12 protein-coding genes are annotated in these 16,350 nt (G+C 70.7%); 5 read left to right on the forward strand and 7 right to left on the reverse strand.

The genetic code is table 11. The annotated features are described in order from the left end of the window. Positions 1 to 66 precede the first annotated feature (66 nt). The 3 genes from ACIRGB_RS13150 to ACIRGB_RS13160 all read right to left on the reverse strand — a co-directional run bounded on the left by ACIRGB_RS13150 (position 67) and on the right by ACIRGB_RS13160 (position 6,611). Positions 67 to 4,359, reverse strand: a complete 4,293-nt coding sequence (locus tag ACIRGB_RS13150; protein WP_403862788.1) for a discoidin domain-containing protein — start codon at positions 4,357 to 4,359, stop codon at positions 67 to 69. A 258-nt stretch (positions 4,360 to 4,617) separates the two neighbouring features. Next, positions 4,618 to 5,628 (reverse strand): LacI family DNA-binding transcriptional regulator, encoded by a 1,011-nt coding sequence (locus ACIRGB_RS13155; RefSeq protein WP_403862791.1) that lies wholly within the window; start codon positions 5,626 to 5,628, stop codon positions 4,618 to 4,620. 38 nt (positions 5,629 to 5,666) lie between these two features. Further along, a complete protein-coding gene (locus tag ACIRGB_RS13160) occupies positions 5,667 to 6,611 on the reverse strand; it encodes an endonuclease/exonuclease/phosphatase family protein (protein ID WP_403862794.1) in 945 nt (314 codons plus the stop codon). Positions 6,612 to 6,927: 316 nt separating this feature from the next. Between ACIRGB_RS13160 and ACIRGB_RS13165 the strand changes: the two genes are divergently transcribed. From ACIRGB_RS13165 to ACIRGB_RS13175, 3 genes are all read left to right on the forward strand, one after another. Continuing rightward, complete coding sequence (locus ACIRGB_RS13165; protein ID WP_403862797.1) at positions 6,928 to 8,028, forward strand: NlpC/P60 family protein; 1,101 nt, start codon at positions 6,928 to 6,930, stop codon at positions 8,026 to 8,028. Between the two features lie 4 nt (positions 8,029 to 8,032). After that, entirely contained in the window at positions 8,033 to 8,965 is a 933-nt protein-coding gene (locus ACIRGB_RS13170) for a hypothetical protein (RefSeq protein ID WP_403862800.1), read from the forward strand. Between the two features lie 97 nt (positions 8,966 to 9,062). After that, the gene (locus tag ACIRGB_RS13175) at positions 9,063 to 12,224 is read left to right on the forward strand and encodes an amidohydrolase family protein (RefSeq protein ID WP_403862802.1); all 3,162 of its coding nucleotides are present in this window, start codon (positions 9,063 to 9,065) and stop codon (positions 12,222 to 12,224) included. A 106-nt stretch (positions 12,225 to 12,330) separates the two neighbouring features. On the opposite strand, the gene ACIRGB_RS13180 is transcribed toward ACIRGB_RS13175, so the two are convergent. Together ACIRGB_RS13180 and ACIRGB_RS13185 are read right to left on the reverse strand one after the other, a co-directional pair. Beyond that, a complete protein-coding gene (locus ACIRGB_RS13180) occupies positions 12,331 to 12,969 on the reverse strand; it encodes an isochorismatase family protein (RefSeq protein WP_403862805.1) in 639 nt (212 codons plus the stop codon). A gap of 159 nt (positions 12,970 to 13,128) precedes the next feature. Next, positions 13,129 to 13,785 carry a TetR family transcriptional regulator gene (locus ACIRGB_RS13185; protein ID WP_403862808.1) on the reverse strand — a complete coding sequence of 219 codons (657 nt, stop codon included), beginning with the start codon at positions 13,783 to 13,785 and terminating at the stop codon, positions 13,129 to 13,131. A 156-nt stretch (positions 13,786 to 13,941) separates the two neighbouring features. On the opposite strand from ACIRGB_RS13185, the gene ACIRGB_RS13190 reads away from it, so the two are divergent. Next, on the forward strand, positions 13,942 to 14,844 hold the full coding sequence (locus ACIRGB_RS13190) for an alpha/beta fold hydrolase (protein ID WP_403862811.1): 903 nt from the start codon (positions 13,942 to 13,944) through the stop codon (positions 14,842 to 14,844). An 87-nt stretch (positions 14,845 to 14,931) separates the two neighbouring features. Here ACIRGB_RS13190 and ACIRGB_RS13195 read toward each other — a convergent pair whose 3' ends face one another. After that, positions 14,932 to 15,264 (reverse strand): hypothetical protein, encoded by a 333-nt coding sequence (locus ACIRGB_RS13195; RefSeq protein ID WP_403862813.1) that lies wholly within the window; start codon positions 15,262 to 15,264, stop codon positions 14,932 to 14,934. A 391-nt stretch (positions 15,265 to 15,655) separates the two neighbouring features. On the opposite strand from ACIRGB_RS13195, the gene ACIRGB_RS13200 reads away from it, so the two are divergent. Continuing rightward, the gene (locus tag ACIRGB_RS13200) at positions 15,656 to 15,889 is read left to right on the forward strand and encodes a hypothetical protein (protein ID WP_403862816.1); all 234 of its coding nucleotides are present in this window, start codon (positions 15,656 to 15,658) and stop codon (positions 15,887 to 15,889) included. 20 nt (positions 15,890 to 15,909) lie between these two features. Here the strand turns inward: ACIRGB_RS13200 and ACIRGB_RS13205 are convergent, their stop codons facing one another. Then, positions 15,910 to 16,293 (reverse strand): WhiB family transcriptional regulator, encoded by a 384-nt coding sequence (locus tag ACIRGB_RS13205; RefSeq protein ID WP_403863472.1) that lies wholly within the window; start codon positions 16,291 to 16,293, stop codon positions 15,910 to 15,912. Between the last annotated feature and the right edge of the window lie 57 nt (positions 16,294 to 16,350).

Genomic DNA, 16,350 nt, shown 5'->3' on the forward strand with positions numbered 1-16,350 from the left:
CAAGACTAGCGCAAGCCTCCGCAAGAGACTTGCGCCAGTCAGTGCCTTCCGGGACTACGGACGGGACTACGGATTTCGGATGATCTTGAAGGTGGACGTCGTGTTGCGGATGTCCACGGCGTTGTCGCTGAGCTTCAGTCCGTTGAAGGTGACCTCACCGACCGCCGGTCCCTGCCCGCCCTCGGGCATCTCGTTGGCCCACAGGCCGAAGCCGGACTTGGCGTCGAACGCGTCACCGCTCTTGTGCGCGCCCGTGACGGAGACGTCGGTGAAGACCGTGTCCGTGATCGGGTACTGCGGCCGGCCCTGCACGTAGTTCGTCTGGAACATGATGCCGCTGTAGGTGGGGTCGACGATGTCGACGTTGGTGACCCTGATGCCCTGGAACACCTTGGACGCCGAGAACACCCAGATGCCGGGGAAGGTCTGCCCGTTCCAGAAGTGCCCGCCGGCCCGGACGATCGACACGTTCTCGAAGGTCGTCGGATCGGTGCCGAAGCCGTTCATCGGGTAGCCGAAGTCCAGCGAGCTGATCGTGATGCCCGAGTAGACCAGGGTGTCCGCGATGTGGATGTTCCGGAAGGTGTTGTTGTAGCCGCCGTAGACGGCGAGACCCGCGGCCCGCCAGGTCAGCGTCGTCGTGAGGTTCTCGTACAGGTTGTTCTTCATGTCCGCGCCGCCCGCGTCGATCGCCGAGAAGAGCGCGAAGCTGTCGTCACCGGTCGCCCGGGCGTCGTTGTTGGACACCAGGTTGTCGGTGGAGCCGTTGGTCATGTTGATGCCGTCGGCGAACATGTTCCGGATCCGGGAGTTCTTGATCGTCATCCGGTCGGTGTTGGCGCCCCAGTACAGGCACACCATGTGCTCGTTCCAGATGTTGTCGATCACGATGTCCGAGGTGTTGGAGAAGTCGAACACCTTGCCCGGTCCGTCGATGCGGGACGTGTAGTTGCCGAAGTAGGCGAAGTTCGCGAACGTCGAACCCTTCGCGGTCGCCTCGGCGCGGAAGCCGATGTCGGTGTTGTCCTGCGTGCTGGGCGCGTGGAACTTCGTGAACCAGGGACCGGCGCCGATCACCTTCACCGCCTTGCCGTACACCTGGAACTTGCTCGACGTCTGGTAGTCGCCGGGCGGCAGGTACACACCCACCAGCTTGCCCGAGGTGTCCATGCGGACCTTGTCCAGCGCGTTCTGCACGTCCTGGTGCGTGAACCCGGCCGGCACCGCGTACGCCGCCGGGTCGGGGTTGGGCACCGCGGAGACCTGCTCCAGGTTGACGAAGTCGATCGCGTAGTCGGAGGTGTTGGCCGCGTCCTTCTGCAACCGGATCCTGCTGCCCGCCGGGACCGTCTCGCCCAGCATCAGATGCGCCTCGTCGTAGATGTGCCGCGGGGCGCCCGCACCGGGGGAGTTGCCCGGCGAGGCCTCGGCACCGTACAGCCAGGCGTACTTCGACGTCAGCGGCAGCGCCTTCTTCATGACGCCGTCGACGTACACGTCGAGTGTGGCGTCGATGCCGCCGCCGCCCGGCGCGTCCGGGATCGAGAAGCGGGTCACCAGGGTGTTGGTGTCCGCCTTCGTGGTGAACTCGACGTACTCGCCGGTCCTGTCCAGGTGGACGGCCTTGCGGCCGGACGCCTCGCCCGCGAGGTCACCGATGGTGCGGTTGGGGCCGACCACGGTGGCACCGCCGCCGACCGTACCGTCCTCCGCCTCGTACATGTCGTACGGCATGTTCGCGCCGCGCCCGACGAACAGCGGCTGCGTGGAGGTGTTGTTCTCCCGCTTGACCGGCAGTTCGTTCGCGTCGTCGGCGACCGTGACCTTGAGGGAGTACGAGCCGTTGGCCGCCTTCCAGGTGCCGAGGCCCACGGCCGGGGCCGTCGAGCCGGCGGCGATGACACCGGAGTGCGCGCCGGTCAGGGTCTTGACGGTGCCGCCCTTGGCGTCGAGCAGGGTGAGGGTCACCGCGTGGGCGCCGCCCGCGGAGTCCTGGGTGCCCTGGTTCTTCAGCGCGACCTTGAAGGTCACGTCGTCACCGGCGGCCGGACTGGACGGTGAGGTGGTGACGGCGGAGGCGACCAGGTCGGAGCTCTGCACCGGCTTGACGACCAGCGGATCGGGCCGCGTGTAGGTGTTGTTGGTCTCGTTCTGCTCGATGATCTCGTTCGCCTCGTCGACGACCGCGCTCAGTGCGTACGAACCGGCCTCGCGTGCCCCGACGGACGCGCTGACCGTGCTCTGCGCACCCGCCTTCAGGGCGGGCACGTCGGCGGTGGCGACCTTGCTGCCGCCCAGCCGGAGGGCGACCTTGCCGGCCGGAGCGTCCGCCGCACCGCTGTTGCGGACCGTCGCGGCCACCGTGATCTCGTCCGATTCGACGGGGGAGCCGGGCGACGTGGTCAGCTGCGTGACCTCGAGGTCCGGATTGGGCGCCGGGGTGCCGACGACCTGGAACTCGGCCACCTGCCCGGCCGTCGCACCGGTGTTGGAGGTGAACTTCAGCTGGACGTCCGCGGCCCGTGCGCCGACCGGGATCGTCACGCTGTTGCCGCCGCTCGCCGGGTCGAAGACGTAGTCCTTCGCGGGCACCAGAGAGGTGAGGCCGGACGCGTCCTGGGCGCGGCCGAGCACCTGGATGTTCTGGGTGCGCTTCGACCAGCCGGTGTCGGGGTTGAGCTTGAGGACCACGCGGTCGACGTCCGCGTTCGCGCCCAGCTTCAGGGTCAGCGTGTTCGGGTAGCTGCCCGCGGCCCCCTCCCAGTAGGTGGAGGTGTTGTTGTCGTTGGCGTTCTCGGCGACGTAGGTGTGGATGACGGAGGAGGCGCTGATCGGTTTGCCGACGGCCAGGTTCGAACCGTCGCCGCCGCTGCCGGTGCGGGTCACGGAGTTGCTGTCGCCCGACTGGTTGCCGGCCGCGTCCTTCGCCCGCACGAAGTAGGTCACGTTCGCCGACGCCGGCTGGGTGTCGGTGTAGGTGGTGACGTCACCGGCGACGCTCTTGCGCAGCTGGTTGTTGGCGTAGACGTCGTAGCCGGTGACGCCCTTGTCGTCGGTGGAGGCGGTCCAGGTCAGCTTGATCTGCCCGGCGGCCGGTTCAGTGAGGGCGAGGTTCGCGGGCGCGGTGGGCGCCTGGGTGTCGCCGATGTCGGCGCGGCGGGTGACCGGGTTGCTGTTGCCCGACTGGTTGCCGGCCGCGTCCTTGGCGCGCACGTAGTAGGTGACCGTCGTGCCGGCCGGCCTGGTGTCCGTGTAGGTGGTGACGTCACCGGCGACCGAGGTCAGCAGCTCGCCGTTGGCGTAGAGGTCGTACCCCGTGACGGCCGTGTCGTCCGAGGACTCGTTCCAGGTCAGCCTGATCTGCCCGGTGGCCGGTTCGGTGAACGCGAGGTTCGCCGGGGCCGTGGGTGGCTGGGTGTCGCCCGTCTCGGGACCGTAGACCTCCAGCTCGGAGACCTGGGCGGCGGGCTGGCCGGTGTTGGCCGTCACCCGGACCCGCAGATAGCGTGCGGTGGCCGCGTCGAAGGTGATCGTGGCCGACTGACCGCCCGCCGCGTCGAAGGTGTACGCCTTGTCGGAGGTCAGGTCGGTGAAGTCCGAGCCGTTGTCACTGGCCTGGATCTTCAGGGTCTGGCTGCGGGCGGGCCAGCCGTCCGGCAGCCGCAGCACGACGCGGTCGACCCGGCGCGCGGAGCCGAGGTCGGCCTGGAGCCACTGCGGCAGGGCGTTGTTGGCGCTCTCCCAGTAGGTGGCCCGGTTGCCGTCGTTGCCGTTGCCCGGGGTGTACGCGCCGGTGGAACTGCTCGCCGTCAGCCGTCGGCCGGCGGCGAGGTTCACGGACGACTCCCCGGCCGCGTGCACCTCCAGCTCGGAGAGCTGAGCCGCCTGCCACCCGGTGTTCGCCGTGATGTCCACCCGCACGAACCGTGTCCGGGTGGCGGGGAAGGACACGGTGACCGTGTTGCCCGAACCGGGAGCGAAGGCGTAGGTGGCGGACGTCTTCAGCGTGCTGAAGCTCGTGCCGTCGGCGCTGCCCTGGACCGAGAGCGTCTGGTCGCGGCCCTCCCAGCCGGCGGGCAGCTTCAGGACGACCTCGTCGATCCGCTCCGTGGCACCGAGGTCGGTCTGGACCCACTGGGGCAGGCTGCCTCCGCCGCTCTGCCAGTAGGTGCCCTGGTTGCCGTCGGTGATGTTGGCGGCGCCGTACTCGCCGTGCGAGCTGCTCGCCGCCGTGGCGTCCCCCACGGCGATGTTGGGCCCACCGGCTGCGGTGGCCGACAGCAGCGGTCCTCCCCACGCCAGGAGACTGGCCGCGACCACGGTGCACAGGACACGTGATCTCCAGTTCCGGTTTCTCATCTGTCCCCACATCAGGTAGACACTCAATGTTCGCTGACATTTACGCTGAGCGCTCGCAGAGTTGCAGAGAACTGTTGAGTCGTCTACAGGGTGAACGGCGGAAAGTCGGCGCGCGGCAGCGCCCGGTGAGGTCGGTGAGAACCGGGCAGTCGTCGGGGCATGCCGCGGATCAGCGGCTTTCACGGGCTACGTCGGGCAGCCGCAAGCCACTGTCATTTCCCGCAAGGAACTTGCGGTCGTGGAGGGGTGGGAGCGCCGCTAGTCGGCGGCCGGCCGCGCGGTGGAGCCGCGGACGACGAGTTCCGGTTCGAAGAGCAGCTCGCCGTGGGGGACTTCGGTGCCTTGGATCTGGGCGCAGAGGAGGTCGACGGCGGCGCGGCCCATGGCTTCGATGGGTTGGCGGACGGTGGTGAGGGGTGGTTCGGTGCAGGTCATGAAGGCGGAGTCGTCGTAGCCGACGACGGAGACGTCGTGGGGGACGTGGTGTCCGTGGCGGCGGGCGGCGCGGACGGCGCCGAGGGCGAGGGGGTCGCTGGCGCAGATGATGCCGGTGACGCCGCGCTCCAGGAGGCGGGTGGCGGCGGCCTGCCCGCCCTCCAGGGAGAACATGGCCCGCTCGACGAACTCCTCCGGCAGTTCCGTGCCGGCGGCCCGGGCCGCCAGGCGGGCGGCGGCCAGCTTCCGGCGCGAGGGGATGTGGTCGGAGGGGCCCAGCACCAGGCCGATGCGCTGGTGGCCCAGGGACGCCAGGTGCCGCCAGGACTGTTCGACGGCGACGGCGTCGTCGCAGGCGATGCACGGGAAGTCGAGGTTCTCGATCGACGCGTTGATCAGCACCACGGGGATGTTGCGTTCGGCGAGCAGCCGGTAGTGGTCGTGCGGCGCGTCCGCCTGCGCGAACAGCCCGCCCGCGAACACCACCCCGGAGACCTGCTGTTGCAGCAGCAGCTCGACGTAGTCGGCCTCCGAGACACCGCCCTTGGTCTGCGTGCACAGCACCGGGGTCAGTCCCTGCTGGGCGAGCGCGCCGCCGATGACCTCGGCGAACGCGGGGAAGATCGGATTCTGCAACTCGGGCAGGACCAGGCCGACCAGACGCGCGCGCTCACCCCGCAGCTGGGTGGGCCGCTCGTAGCCCAGGACGTCCAGCGCACTCAGCACGGACTGCCGGGTCGTCTCCGACACCCCCGGCTTGCCGTTGAGCACCCGGCTGACCGTGGCCTCGCTGACCCCAACCTTCTTCGCCACCTGAGCAAGTCGTCGCGTCACGCCCGAAAGGCTAACGCAAACACCGCAAGCGGCTTGCTTCAATCCCAGACCACCCGGGCGGCGACCGGTAGGTGATCGCTGCCGGTGGCGGGCAGGGTCCGGATCGCGCCGACGGTCCCGGCGCGGGCCATCACCTGATCGATCCGGGCCAGCGGGAATCCCGCGGGGAAGCTGAAGGCGAGGCCCCGCTCGGCCACGTTCAGCGCGTCGGTCAAGGGACGCAGCGCCCGGTCGTCGACCGTGCCGTTCAGGTCGCCCAGCAGGACCACCCTGCGCAGCTCCTCCCCGGCGAGGGCGTCGCCCAGCAGCCCGGCGCTCTCGTCCCGCCGGGACGACGCGAGGCCGCTCGCCCGCACCCGGACCGACGGCAGGTGCGCCACGTAGACGGCCACGTCACCGCGCGGCGTGTGCGCCACGGTCCGCAGCCCGCGCTCCCACGCCTCCTCGATGCCCCGGGGCTTGATGTCGAGGAGACGGGTACCGGTGAGCGGATACTTCGACCAGAGCCCGACGGTGCCCCGGACCGCCCGGTACGGATAGTCGGGGGCCAGGGTCCTCGCGTACACCTCCAGGGCGGGCGGCACCAGCTCCTCCAGGGCGACGAGGTCGGGCTCGGCACGGACCAGGGCGCGCGCCGTGCCCGCGGGATCGCCGTTCTCGTCACTGACGTTGTGCTGCACCACGACCAGGTCGTCGGGGCCGGGCTCCGGCGCGGGCAGCAGCAGCCCGCCGAAGAGGTACGTCCAGGCGGCCACCGGCAGGAGCAGGGCCGTCAGCGCGAGCGCCGAGCGGCGCACCAGCGCCAGGACGAGCAGCACCACGACGACCACGCCGAGCCACGGCAGGAAGGATTCCAGCAGACTCCCCAGCCCGCCGACGCCGTTGGGCACGGCCCGGTGGAACGAGAGCAGCAGCGCGGTGACCACCGCCGCCCCGGCGAGCACCCGTCCCCGCCCGCGCGTCCAGGCGGCCCGCTCGGTCATCGCGCCCCGTCTCCTCGTCCCGGACAACACCGTCGAACGCGACCCGGCCGCCTGCCCGGTGGGGGAGCCGCACCCACCGCACCGCGACGGTGAACACCACAAAGATCGGCATGAACGCCACCCGGCGCAACTGAGCACCGCTCGATGAACAGTTGCGTGTGAGCAAGCTGACACGGGTGGGGAGACCGTGGTGGGCCGTTCGGGGGAAGGTAGTGTGTTCAAGGCTCGAACGGCCCACCGCGTGACCCGCGGTGGCGGACCGCGGCGGCAGCCGTCCGTCTGAGCCGCCCGCACGCGACCTCTGAAAGTGGAGCTCATGAACGTGTCGACCGGCGGCAGGCGGTTACTGGGCCGGGGCGCCACCACAGCCCTCGTCTGCGCGATCCTCCTGGCGCCCGGCCCCGGTCACGCGGCGCCGCGCGAACCGGACCCGCAGGCCGGCAAGTCGATCGAGGACATCCGCGCCGAACTGGACGGCCTCTACCGCGAGGCGGAGGTGGCCACCGAGGCGTACAACGCCGCCAACGAGAAGGCGGCCAAACAGGAGAAGCGGCTGACGACCCTCCGCAAGGACCTGACCCGTGCCGAACAGCGGGTGAAGGACCTGCGCGACCTCGCCGGCGCGGCCGCCCGCACCCAGTACCGCGGGGGCGACCTCGCCGCCACCGGCATCCAGTTGCTGCTCGGCGACCACCCGGACCAGGCCCTCGACGAGGCGTCCCAGGCCCGCCAGGCCATGCGCGGCCTGGTCAACGTCTCCGAGACCCAGAAGACCGCCCGCGAGGAGCTGAGCGACCAGACCGAGGCCGCCACGAAGGAACTGCGCGAGCTGAAGAGCAGCCGTGCGGACAAGGCCGCGGCGAAGCAGAAGATCGAGAAGAAGATCGCCACGGCCGAGCGGATCGAGGCGGGCCTCGAAGAGGAACAGACCCGCAGGCTGGCCGCGCTGGAACGGGAGAGGGCCCGGCAGGCCGAGGCCCGCTGGACCGGCCCCGGCGGCACCCCCGCGGGCTCGGGGAAGGGCAAGGGCAAGGGGCCGGCGCCGGGCGGCGGGACGCAGGCGAGCGGTGCGGCCGCGAAGGCCGTCGGCTTCGCGATGGCGCAGATCGGCAAACCGTACGTGTGGGGCGCCGTGGGCCCGTCGTCGTACGACTGCTCCGGACTCACCTCCGCGGCCTGGGCGGCGGCCGGGCACCCCATTCCCCGCACCTCGCAGGCGCAGTGGGGCGGCCTGACCCGCGTCAGCCTGTCCTCGGCCCGTCCCGGAGACCTGATCATCTACTACAACGACGCCACCCACGTGGGCATGTACATCGGCGGCGGACAGATGGTCCACGCACCGCGGCCCGGCCGCAGCATCACGACCGCGCCGGCCGCCTCCATGCCCGTCCTCGGCGTCGTACGCCCCGGAGCCTGAGCGGATGACCCACTCGCTGACCCCCCGCGACAAGGGCAACCTGCCCGCACTCGGCGCGCCGCCGCTGATCCGCCTCGACGCCTACGTGGCCGAGGACGGGTCGACGGTGGTCAACGGCCACCTGCTGGACATGGGCGGCACCCGGCCGCCCAACGAGGCGATCCTCGACGCCGTCGCCATGTTCGCCCGCACCCTCGGGGCACCGGTCGCGGCCACCGTCATCGACCGCACCGCGCAGCAGGTGGCGCGGCTGCGGGTGCACCCCGACGGCTCCAGCCGGACCATCGGCGAGGAGGAGGACCTGCCGCCGGGGCGCGAGCGCACCGCCGCCGAGGAGGAGGCGTTCCCGCCGCTCGCCCGCGTCGAGCGGATCATCCAGCACGCGCAGCGCGAGGAACTGCACGCCGCCTTCGTCCTCGCCAGCGCGCTGCGGGAACACCTCACGCTGCGCCGGGGCGCCGAGGACGAACTGTCCCTGGAGGCACGGGCGATCGAGGCGTACCTCGCGTATCTGCGCGGCGACTACATGCTCTCCACCGTCCTCGCGCTGACCGTCGCCCGCATCCGCTGCCGCACCGACCTCAACCGGGCCGCCCCCGACGTGGCCCGCGCCACCGCGGCGTGGCAGCGGCTGTGGGACGAGGGCCAGGTGGCCACCCGAGGGCAGGAACTGCTGCGCATGTGGGAGCGGTTGTCCGCGGCGGGCCTGCTGCAGGAGCCGTCCCACCACGCCATGGCCCAGGCCGTGCGGAGCCGCCTCGCCCAAGGCGGCCGTTCCGTACCGCAGGGGTCCGTGCCCGCGGCGGCGGCCCTGACCGGGGGCCCCGGCCCGGCCCAGGCGCCCGTCGCCCCCGAGGACAAACCCCTCAAGCCCACCCGGCGCGGCCTGCGCCGCTTCACCCGACGGGCCGGCCGGTCCCCGGGGCAGTCCTCCTGAGGGACCGACGCGTGCCCCCTTCAAGTGGCCCGTGGGGTGGGCCAAGATGCTGGCATGACAGAGGGAACTTCGTGCGACGGCGCTGAAGGGATGTGCTGTGAACGAAGCGGATCGCGCGACCTCACCGGACGAAGCCGAGGCCGACCGGCGGGCGAGGACGTCGCCGGTGTCCCGCCGCGGGTTCCTGGCCGTCGCGGGCGCCGCGTTGGCGCTGCCGACGTCGGATGCCCTCGCGGCCGACCGTCGCATTGGCGGCACCGACACCCTGCGGCTGAGCGCGGGTACCACGTTCGGGGCGCGGGTCTCGCCCGACGGCCGGTGGATCGCCCTCGACCTGCTGGGCGTCCTGTGGGTGATGCCGGCGTCCGGTGGGCACGCGCGGCGGCTGACCAGCGACCTGTTCGACATCGCTCAGCCCGACTGGTCCCCGGACAGCGGCCGATTGGTCTTCCAGTCCTACCGTGCCGGCGTCTTCGACCTGTGGACCGTACGGCCGGACGGCAGTGGACTGCGGCAGTTGACCGAGGGCCCCTTCGACCACCGGGAGCCCCGCTGGTCGCCGGACGGGCGCACGATCGTCTTCTCGGGCGACGCGTCGGGCAGTTACGCGATCCAGACCTACGACGTCGACAGCGGACGGGTCCGCGTACTCGCCGACGGCCCCGGTGAGGAGTACGAGCCGTGCTGGTCGCCGGACGGCGACCGGGTGGCCTTCGTGGTGGACAACACCCGGATCGACGTCGTGGACCGCACCACCGGCCGGCGCGACACTCACCTCACGGTGCCCGCCGGCCAGGTGATCCACCAGCCGGAATGGACTCCGGACGGCACCGGCCTGGTCCACCACCTCACCCACGACGGGCGCTGCCGGCTGATGACCGGCGACACACCCCTGGTGGACGACCAGGAGACCTTCCCGTTCCGGGTGTCCTGGCTCGACCGCGAACGCTTCGTCTACACCGCGGACGGCCGGATCCACGTACGGTCGCTCCACGGCTCGGCCACCCGGACCATCGGCTTCTCCGCCGCCGTCACCACCCGCAGGCCGCGGTACACCAGGCGCCGCTCCGACTTCGAGAGCACCGGTCCGCGACCCGTACGCGGAATCGGGAGCCCGGTACTGGCCCCCGACGGAGAGCACATCGCCTTCCGCGCGCTCAACGACATCTACGTCATGAAGATCGGCGGTGCGCCGCGGCCGTTGACCCGCGACCACTGGTGGACGTGCGATCCCGCCTGGTCGCCCGACGGGAAGCGGCTGGCGTACTCGACGGACCGCGGCGGGACGCTCGACATCTGGATCAGGGACCTCGGCACGGGCCGGGACCGGCAACTGACCGACCTCGGTACCAGGGCCGCGCTGTCGGCGGCGTGGTCGCCCAGCGGCAAGGAGATCGCCTTCCTGGACCAGGACGGCGCGCTGTGGACCGCCGACGTGGCGAGCGGCGACGTGCGCCGTGTCTTCACCGCGACGTTCGAGCCCGGCCGACCCACCTGGTCACCCGACGGCGAAACCATCGCCCTGGCGGCCGTGAAACCGTACTCGGCCAGGTTCCGGGAGGGGCTGAGCCAGATCCTGTTCGTCGACCGGACCACCGGGCAGGGCAGATACGTCGAGGCCGTGGCGGGCCGCTCGATCCAGACCCGGGGGGACGACGGACCGGTCTGGTCCCCCGACGGCAGGCGCATGGCGTTCGCGGTCGCCAGCGTCCTGTACACCGTGGAGGTCGCCGCGGACGGAACGCCGGTCGGTGAACCCCGGCAGATCACCCGCGAAGTGACCGACGCGCCGTCCTGGAGCGGCGACTCGAAGCACCTCCTGTACCTCAACAACGGCAGGCTCCGCCTCGTACCGGCGGACGGCGGACGTCCGCGCACGGTCGCCGTGCCGCTGACCTGGACCGCCGTCCGGCCGCCGGCGCGCACCGTGGTCCACGCGGGCCGGATGTGGGACGGCGTGCGCCGGGAGATCCGGCGCGATGTCGACATCGTCGTCGAAGGGCATCGGATCAGGTCCGTGGAGCCGCACGCCGAGGGCCGGGCGGGCCGGCACATCGACGCGCGCGACCGGCTGGTGATGCCCGGGCTCATCGACATGCACCACCACCGGGAGATGCAGGGCTACGCCTACGGCGACCGGCAGGGACGGCTCTGGCTCTCGCTGGGCGTGACCACCACGAGGTCACCGGGGAGCCCCGCCTACCACATGGTCGAGGAGCGCGAGGCGACCCGCTCCGGCGCCCGGATCGCGCCCCGGTACTTCGCGACGGGCGAGGCGGTCGACGGGCCGCGCGTCTACTACAACTTCATGCGCCCCACGTTCACCGACGCCCAACTCAAGCTGGAACTGGCACGCGCGAAGAGCCTGGAGTACGACCTCATGAAGTGCTACGTCCGGCTCCCGGTCGTGTGGCACAAGCGCGTGGTCGCCTTCGCGCACGGCATCGGAATCCCCGTCACCTCGCACTACCACTACCCGGCCATGGCGTTCGGCGGTGACGCGATGGAACACACGGGGGCGACGAACCGGTTCGGCTACTCGCGCACCGTGACACCGCTCGGGACGGGCTGCTCCGACGTCACCGATCTCTTCGTGGCCTCGGACATGGCCCGCACACCGACCCTCTTCGGTTCGACCACCCTGTACCGCGAAGACAGATCCCTGGTCGAAGACCGCCGGGTGCGGACACTCAATCCGCCGTGGCGGATGGCCGCCCTCCGGGAGAGCGCCGACGCGGCGAGCCGGACCGACCAGACCGCACGGCGTGCGAACCTCCGGGCGCAGGTCCGCCAGGCCCTCGACATCTACCGCCGAGGAGGCCGCATCGTCGCGGGCACGGACGCCCCGATCGACCACGCGGCCGTCAGCCTGCACATGAACCTGCGGGCCATGGTCACCTACGGGTTCACCCCGTACGAGGCACTGACGACCGCGACGAGCCTGGCGGGCGAGACCCTGCACGAGGACCTCGGCCGGATCGCACCCGGCATGTATGCCGACCTCGCCGTCGTCGACGGTGATCCCCTCACCGACATCAAGGACGCCGCGAACGTCGAGCAGGTGCTCGTGTCGGGCGTCGCCCACACCGTCGACTCCCTGCTGCGGCCCTTCACCGAACCCCCGGCGCCCGGGACCCGGAAGCCGGACCGGAGCAGCACCGTGCTGCCTCCCGTACCCGACCATCCGGCCAACGACAGGTTCTGGTGGCACGGGCACGAGTACGTCGAAGAGGCACGGCACGCCTGCTGCACCGGGTGAACAACGCGCCCCCGGCCGCCGGTCGTTCCCGAGCCGCCGGACGTCCTGGACGTAGATGGTGACGCGCGCCCCGTGGACATGGGGCCTCCCGTGAGGCGTGAAGTCCTTATGAAGGCTGCATCGGCGCCTTGGCGAAAGCGTAGGCCTGTACGCCCTTCGCCATCGTGGGCTGGTGCTCGCGCATCACCTGCTGCAGAAGCGGGCCCCGTGCCGAGGTGTGGTCGTACTCGAGCTCACCGGCCAGCGAGTACCACGTGGTCGGCACCGCGCCGGCCTGAACCATGCGCTGGAGGGCGATGTCGTGGGTCTCCTTGGTGAGGGAGCCGGAGGCGTCGCCGACCACGTACACCTCGTAGCCCAGACGCAGCGCCCCAAGGACGCTCTGCAACACGCAGCCCTCGGTCGACACTCCCGCGATCGCCAGCTTGCGGCGGCCGGTGGCCTCGACGGCGGCCGCGAAGCGCGCGTCTGCGAAGGCGTTGGTCGCGCCGGGGCGCTCGATCACGGGGAAGTCGTCGCCGATGACGGCGAGGAGTTCGGGGTAGAGCGGGCCGGAAGGCTTGCCGCTCTCGCCGTTGGTGACCACGAGGCCCGTCTCGAAGAGCGTCGCGGTCTTGGCCAGCCCGACGACGTTGTTGATGTGTGTGCCGAGGTCGTGGGAGCGCAGCAGGTTCGCGAAGCCGACCGCGTGGTCGATCAACACGATGGTGGTGTTCTCGGGCGTCAGCGGCTCAGGGACCGGCATGGTGTGCCTCTTCTCATTCGGCAGGTCAGACACGGGCGGTACGGCACCTCGACCGACCGACAACCATCCTTGATGACCAAGTGGTCAATAAAACCCTACACGCCACTGCGTCAATTGACCATCCGTACACTTGAGTTCACCGAGACCGCTCGGCGGCGATCACGCGCCCGTCTCCTTCGGCGCCCAGCCGGCCGGGTGGACGATCGGTCGCAGCAACTCGGCCAGGTGCCGGGAGAGTTCCGCGGGTTCCATCGTGGCGAGCGATCCGGCGCGGACCACGTAACGGCTGAAGGTGACTCCCAGCAGCACCGAGCCGAGCAGGTCGACCCGCTCGTCGACATCCGGCCCGGTGAGCACCGCGCGATAGGCGCGCGCGCTCTGCGCCTGCATCGTCAGGTACAGGTCGGTCGCGAGCGGATCGTCCGCCGCCGCACTGCGGATCAGCGCAACCATCTGATCGGAGCTCCTCGCCGCCTCCATCCGCTCGACGAACGCCGTCGCGATGCGCTCCGGCAGTCCCTCCGCATCACCGGCCAGGACCGTGTCGAGTTCATCCGGCCCCTGGATCGACGCACGGAGCAGTCCCTCCTTCGAGCCGAAGTGACGCATGACGAGCCCGTGCGTCACACCGGCACGGGCGGCCACGCCACGGATCGTCATACGGCTGTAGCCCCGCTCGTACAGCTCACGGCGGGCGGCATCAAGGATCGCCCGCCGACTCGCCTCGGGGTTGCGCCGTCGCCGGCCCGTCGACGGTTCACCCGGCGACTCCACCGCGCGGCCGGGAGTGTACCGGTCTTCCTCTGAGGGATTCATGCGCCAAGTATACGCCTGGTCACTAACGCGGATATCGCCTAAGCTCCTTAATAACCACGTGGTCATTACAGTGTCGCTCCTGCTCGCGGCGCGCCCCTGCCACCCAGCACACCGCGACACCAGAGACCAGAGACCAGAGAGAAGCGGAGCACTGTCATGACACAGAAAGACACCTCACCCGTCCTCCACCCGGCGGCTCACCGCCTCACCGGCATGGACCGCCACACGGTCACGGTCGACGGACACCGGCTGAACGTCTTCACCGCGGGAACCGGCCCGGAGACCATCGTCCTGGTCCCCGGCATCCCCGACTCGTCGGCGGTCTACCGGGGGCAGATCCCCGGCCTCCTGGAAGCCGGGTACCGGGTCATCGCCCCCGACCTCCTCGGCCAGGGGGACTCGGACATGCCGGCCGACGTGGCGAGCTACACGATCGCGAAGGACCAGGAACGCCTGTGGGCGATCGTCGACGAACTGAGCGCGGAGACCTTGCATCTCGTGGGTCATGACCGAGGGGCGGCGTCGACATGGGCCATGGCCGCCCACCACCCCGAACGGGTCACGTCCCACGTCGCGCTGAGCATCGGTCACCCCGGCGCACGGGGGCACGCGGCGTACGAGCAGAAGCAGTTGTCGTGGTACATGCTGCGGTTGCTGTTCTCCGACGCCGAGGAGTGGTTGCGCAGCGAGGCGGAGGGCGAGGGCGGGCCCTGGTCGACGTTCCGCTGGTGGGTGGGCAACCACCCCGAAGCCGACGCCTGGATCGCCGATCTGGAGCGGCCCGGCGCAGTGCGGGCGATGCTGAACTTCTACCAGGCCAACATCCACCCCGTGCACGCGAAGATCGCCCCTGTCCCCCGGGTCGAGGTGCCTACGCTCGGGATCTGGCCGGAAGGGGACATCTACAGCAGCCTCGAACAGCTCGCACGCTCGGGCGAGTGGGTCGACGCCCCCTGGCGCTTCGAGCGGCTGCGGGGCGCCGGCCACTTCCTCCAACTCGACCGCCCCGCCACGCTGACCCGCCTGATCCTGAGCCACACCGAGACCTACCGCGGCTAGGGCGTGCCCGATGGGTCGCGTGACACTCCCGCCGGGAAGCCATCCGCCCATCGACGCGGTGGGCGCTGCCCCTCTTCCGCGGCCGGCTCAGCGGACCGTCGGAGCAGGCGGCGCGATCGCTTCGCGCAGCTCGGCGGTGGCCTGGGCCATGAGCTGAGCGAGGGTGGTGTCCGGCTCGGCGAGCCAGCGGGGCATGACGCGCCGGTGGATCGCCAGCACCACGTCGACGACGAAGCGTGCTTTGCCGGGCTCGACGCCGCGGCGCTCCAGTGCCGGCGCCAGCGCGTCGGCGATGTCGGCGAGCTTGATCAGATCGCGCTCGGCCAGCGCCGGGTTGGCGGCGATCACTCTTGCCCGGCGCAGCAGGAACTCGCGTGGGCGGAAGATTCCCTCGGCGCTTCCCAGCGCGGCCAGCAGCACCTCGATCGGGGTGAGATCCGGGTCGGCCGCCTCGACCTGGGCGACGAGGTGGGCCTCCAGTTCATTGCCGGCGAAGAGGACTTCCCGCTAGTTCGGCTGCGGCAGCGAAGTCCGAGGGCGTCACCGACGTCCGGATCGGCGACCGCGTGTTCGGCCCGGCCACCTTCGACTTGAGCGCCGCGCGTTCGAGCCGGCCCTGTGCGTCGGATTCCCACGCGCGGCGGATGTGTGGGGCAGCCGAGCGACATCCCGCAGTGGACTCACGGCGAAACCGGGCTGCGGTAACGGTCAAACACGGCATGCCGCTCCCACTCCCAGGTCCAGCCTGGGTCCCGACGGTGGAACTCGGTAACAGCTAGCTCGAAGAACTGGTCGGAAGGCTTCCGGCTGGATGCGGATCACGAGCGAACAGCCCGCCGACAACGGCGTCCTGCCAGTCCTGGACACCCTCGTCGACCTGGGGCCCCACGGTCCGAACGACAACGGCCCCAGGCCAAGGCTGGCCGTCACTATCACCGCAGCGCCGGCCATGGATCGGACCGAGCGGCAGCACCTGCTACGGGAGGCCCTGGTGCACATGGCCCACGCGTTCGGGTACGTCGACGCCGAGACCGACGTGCTGTAGGGATCTCTCGGGGCGGGTCGTCAAGCGGTGGCTTCCCAGTCCGGCGCGTCATCGTCGGGACGGACGAGGCGATCATGCTCGGACCGCGCGGCCTCCAGCAGGCGGCGCCAGGACGTGACCAGCGGGCGCCGCCGCAGGAGGGCCCGCCGATCGCGCTCGGTCATCCCACCCCAGATTCCATGCTCGATCCGATGGTCGAGGGCGTAGGCAAGGCACTCGGTGCGCACCGGGCAGCCGGTGCAGAGGACCTTGGCCCGGTTCTGGGCCGCACCCTCGACGAACAGCTCGTCCGGATCGGCTGTGCGGCAGGCCGCTCCCTCACCCCAGATCTCCCGGTCCTCCCCGATCACCCCGATGCCGTCCTCTCCCCGGTCCGACCACCTGCCCTCCTTGGGCAGACGCAGTCCGCAAACGGTACGGCACGCACACGGAACGTAAGAGATCGCCGACTGACGGCAATC

The sequence above is a fragment of the Streptomyces sp. NPDC102490 genome, from assembly GCF_044765285.1.
In the GTDB taxonomy this organism is placed as follows: Bacteria; Actinomycetota; Actinomycetes; order Streptomycetales; family Streptomycetaceae; genus Streptomyces.

Excerpts from the sequence above, each read along its gene's own strand:
- ACIRGB_RS13150 (WP_403862788.1), bottom strand. The coding sequence starts at position 4,359 with ATGAGAAACCGGAACTGGAGATCACGTGTCCTGTGCACCGTGGTCGCG.
- ACIRGB_RS13180 (WP_403862805.1), bottom strand. The coding sequence starts at position 12,969 with ATGCCGGTCCCTGAGCCGCTGACGCCCGAGAACACCACCATCGTGTTG.
- ACIRGB_RS13190 (WP_403862811.1), top strand. The coding sequence starts at position 13,942 with ATGACACAGAAAGACACCTCACCCGTCCTCCACCCGGCGGCTCACCGC.
- ACIRGB_RS13200 (WP_403862816.1), top strand. The coding sequence starts at position 15,656 with ATGCGGATCACGAGCGAACAGCCCGCCGACAACGGCGTCCTGCCAGTC.
- ACIRGB_RS13170 (WP_403862800.1), top strand. The coding sequence starts at position 8,033 with ATGACCCACTCGCTGACCCCCCGCGACAAGGGCAACCTGCCCGCACTC.
- ACIRGB_RS13185 (WP_403862808.1), bottom strand. The coding sequence starts at position 13,785 with ATGAATCCCTCAGAGGAAGACCGGTACACTCCCGGCCGCGCGGTGGAG.
- ACIRGB_RS13160 (WP_403862794.1), bottom strand. The coding sequence starts at position 6,611 with ATGACCGAGCGGGCCGCCTGGACGCGCGGGCGGGGACGGGTGCTCGCC.
- ACIRGB_RS13165 (WP_403862797.1), top strand. The coding sequence starts at position 6,928 with ATGAACGTGTCGACCGGCGGCAGGCGGTTACTGGGCCGGGGCGCCACC.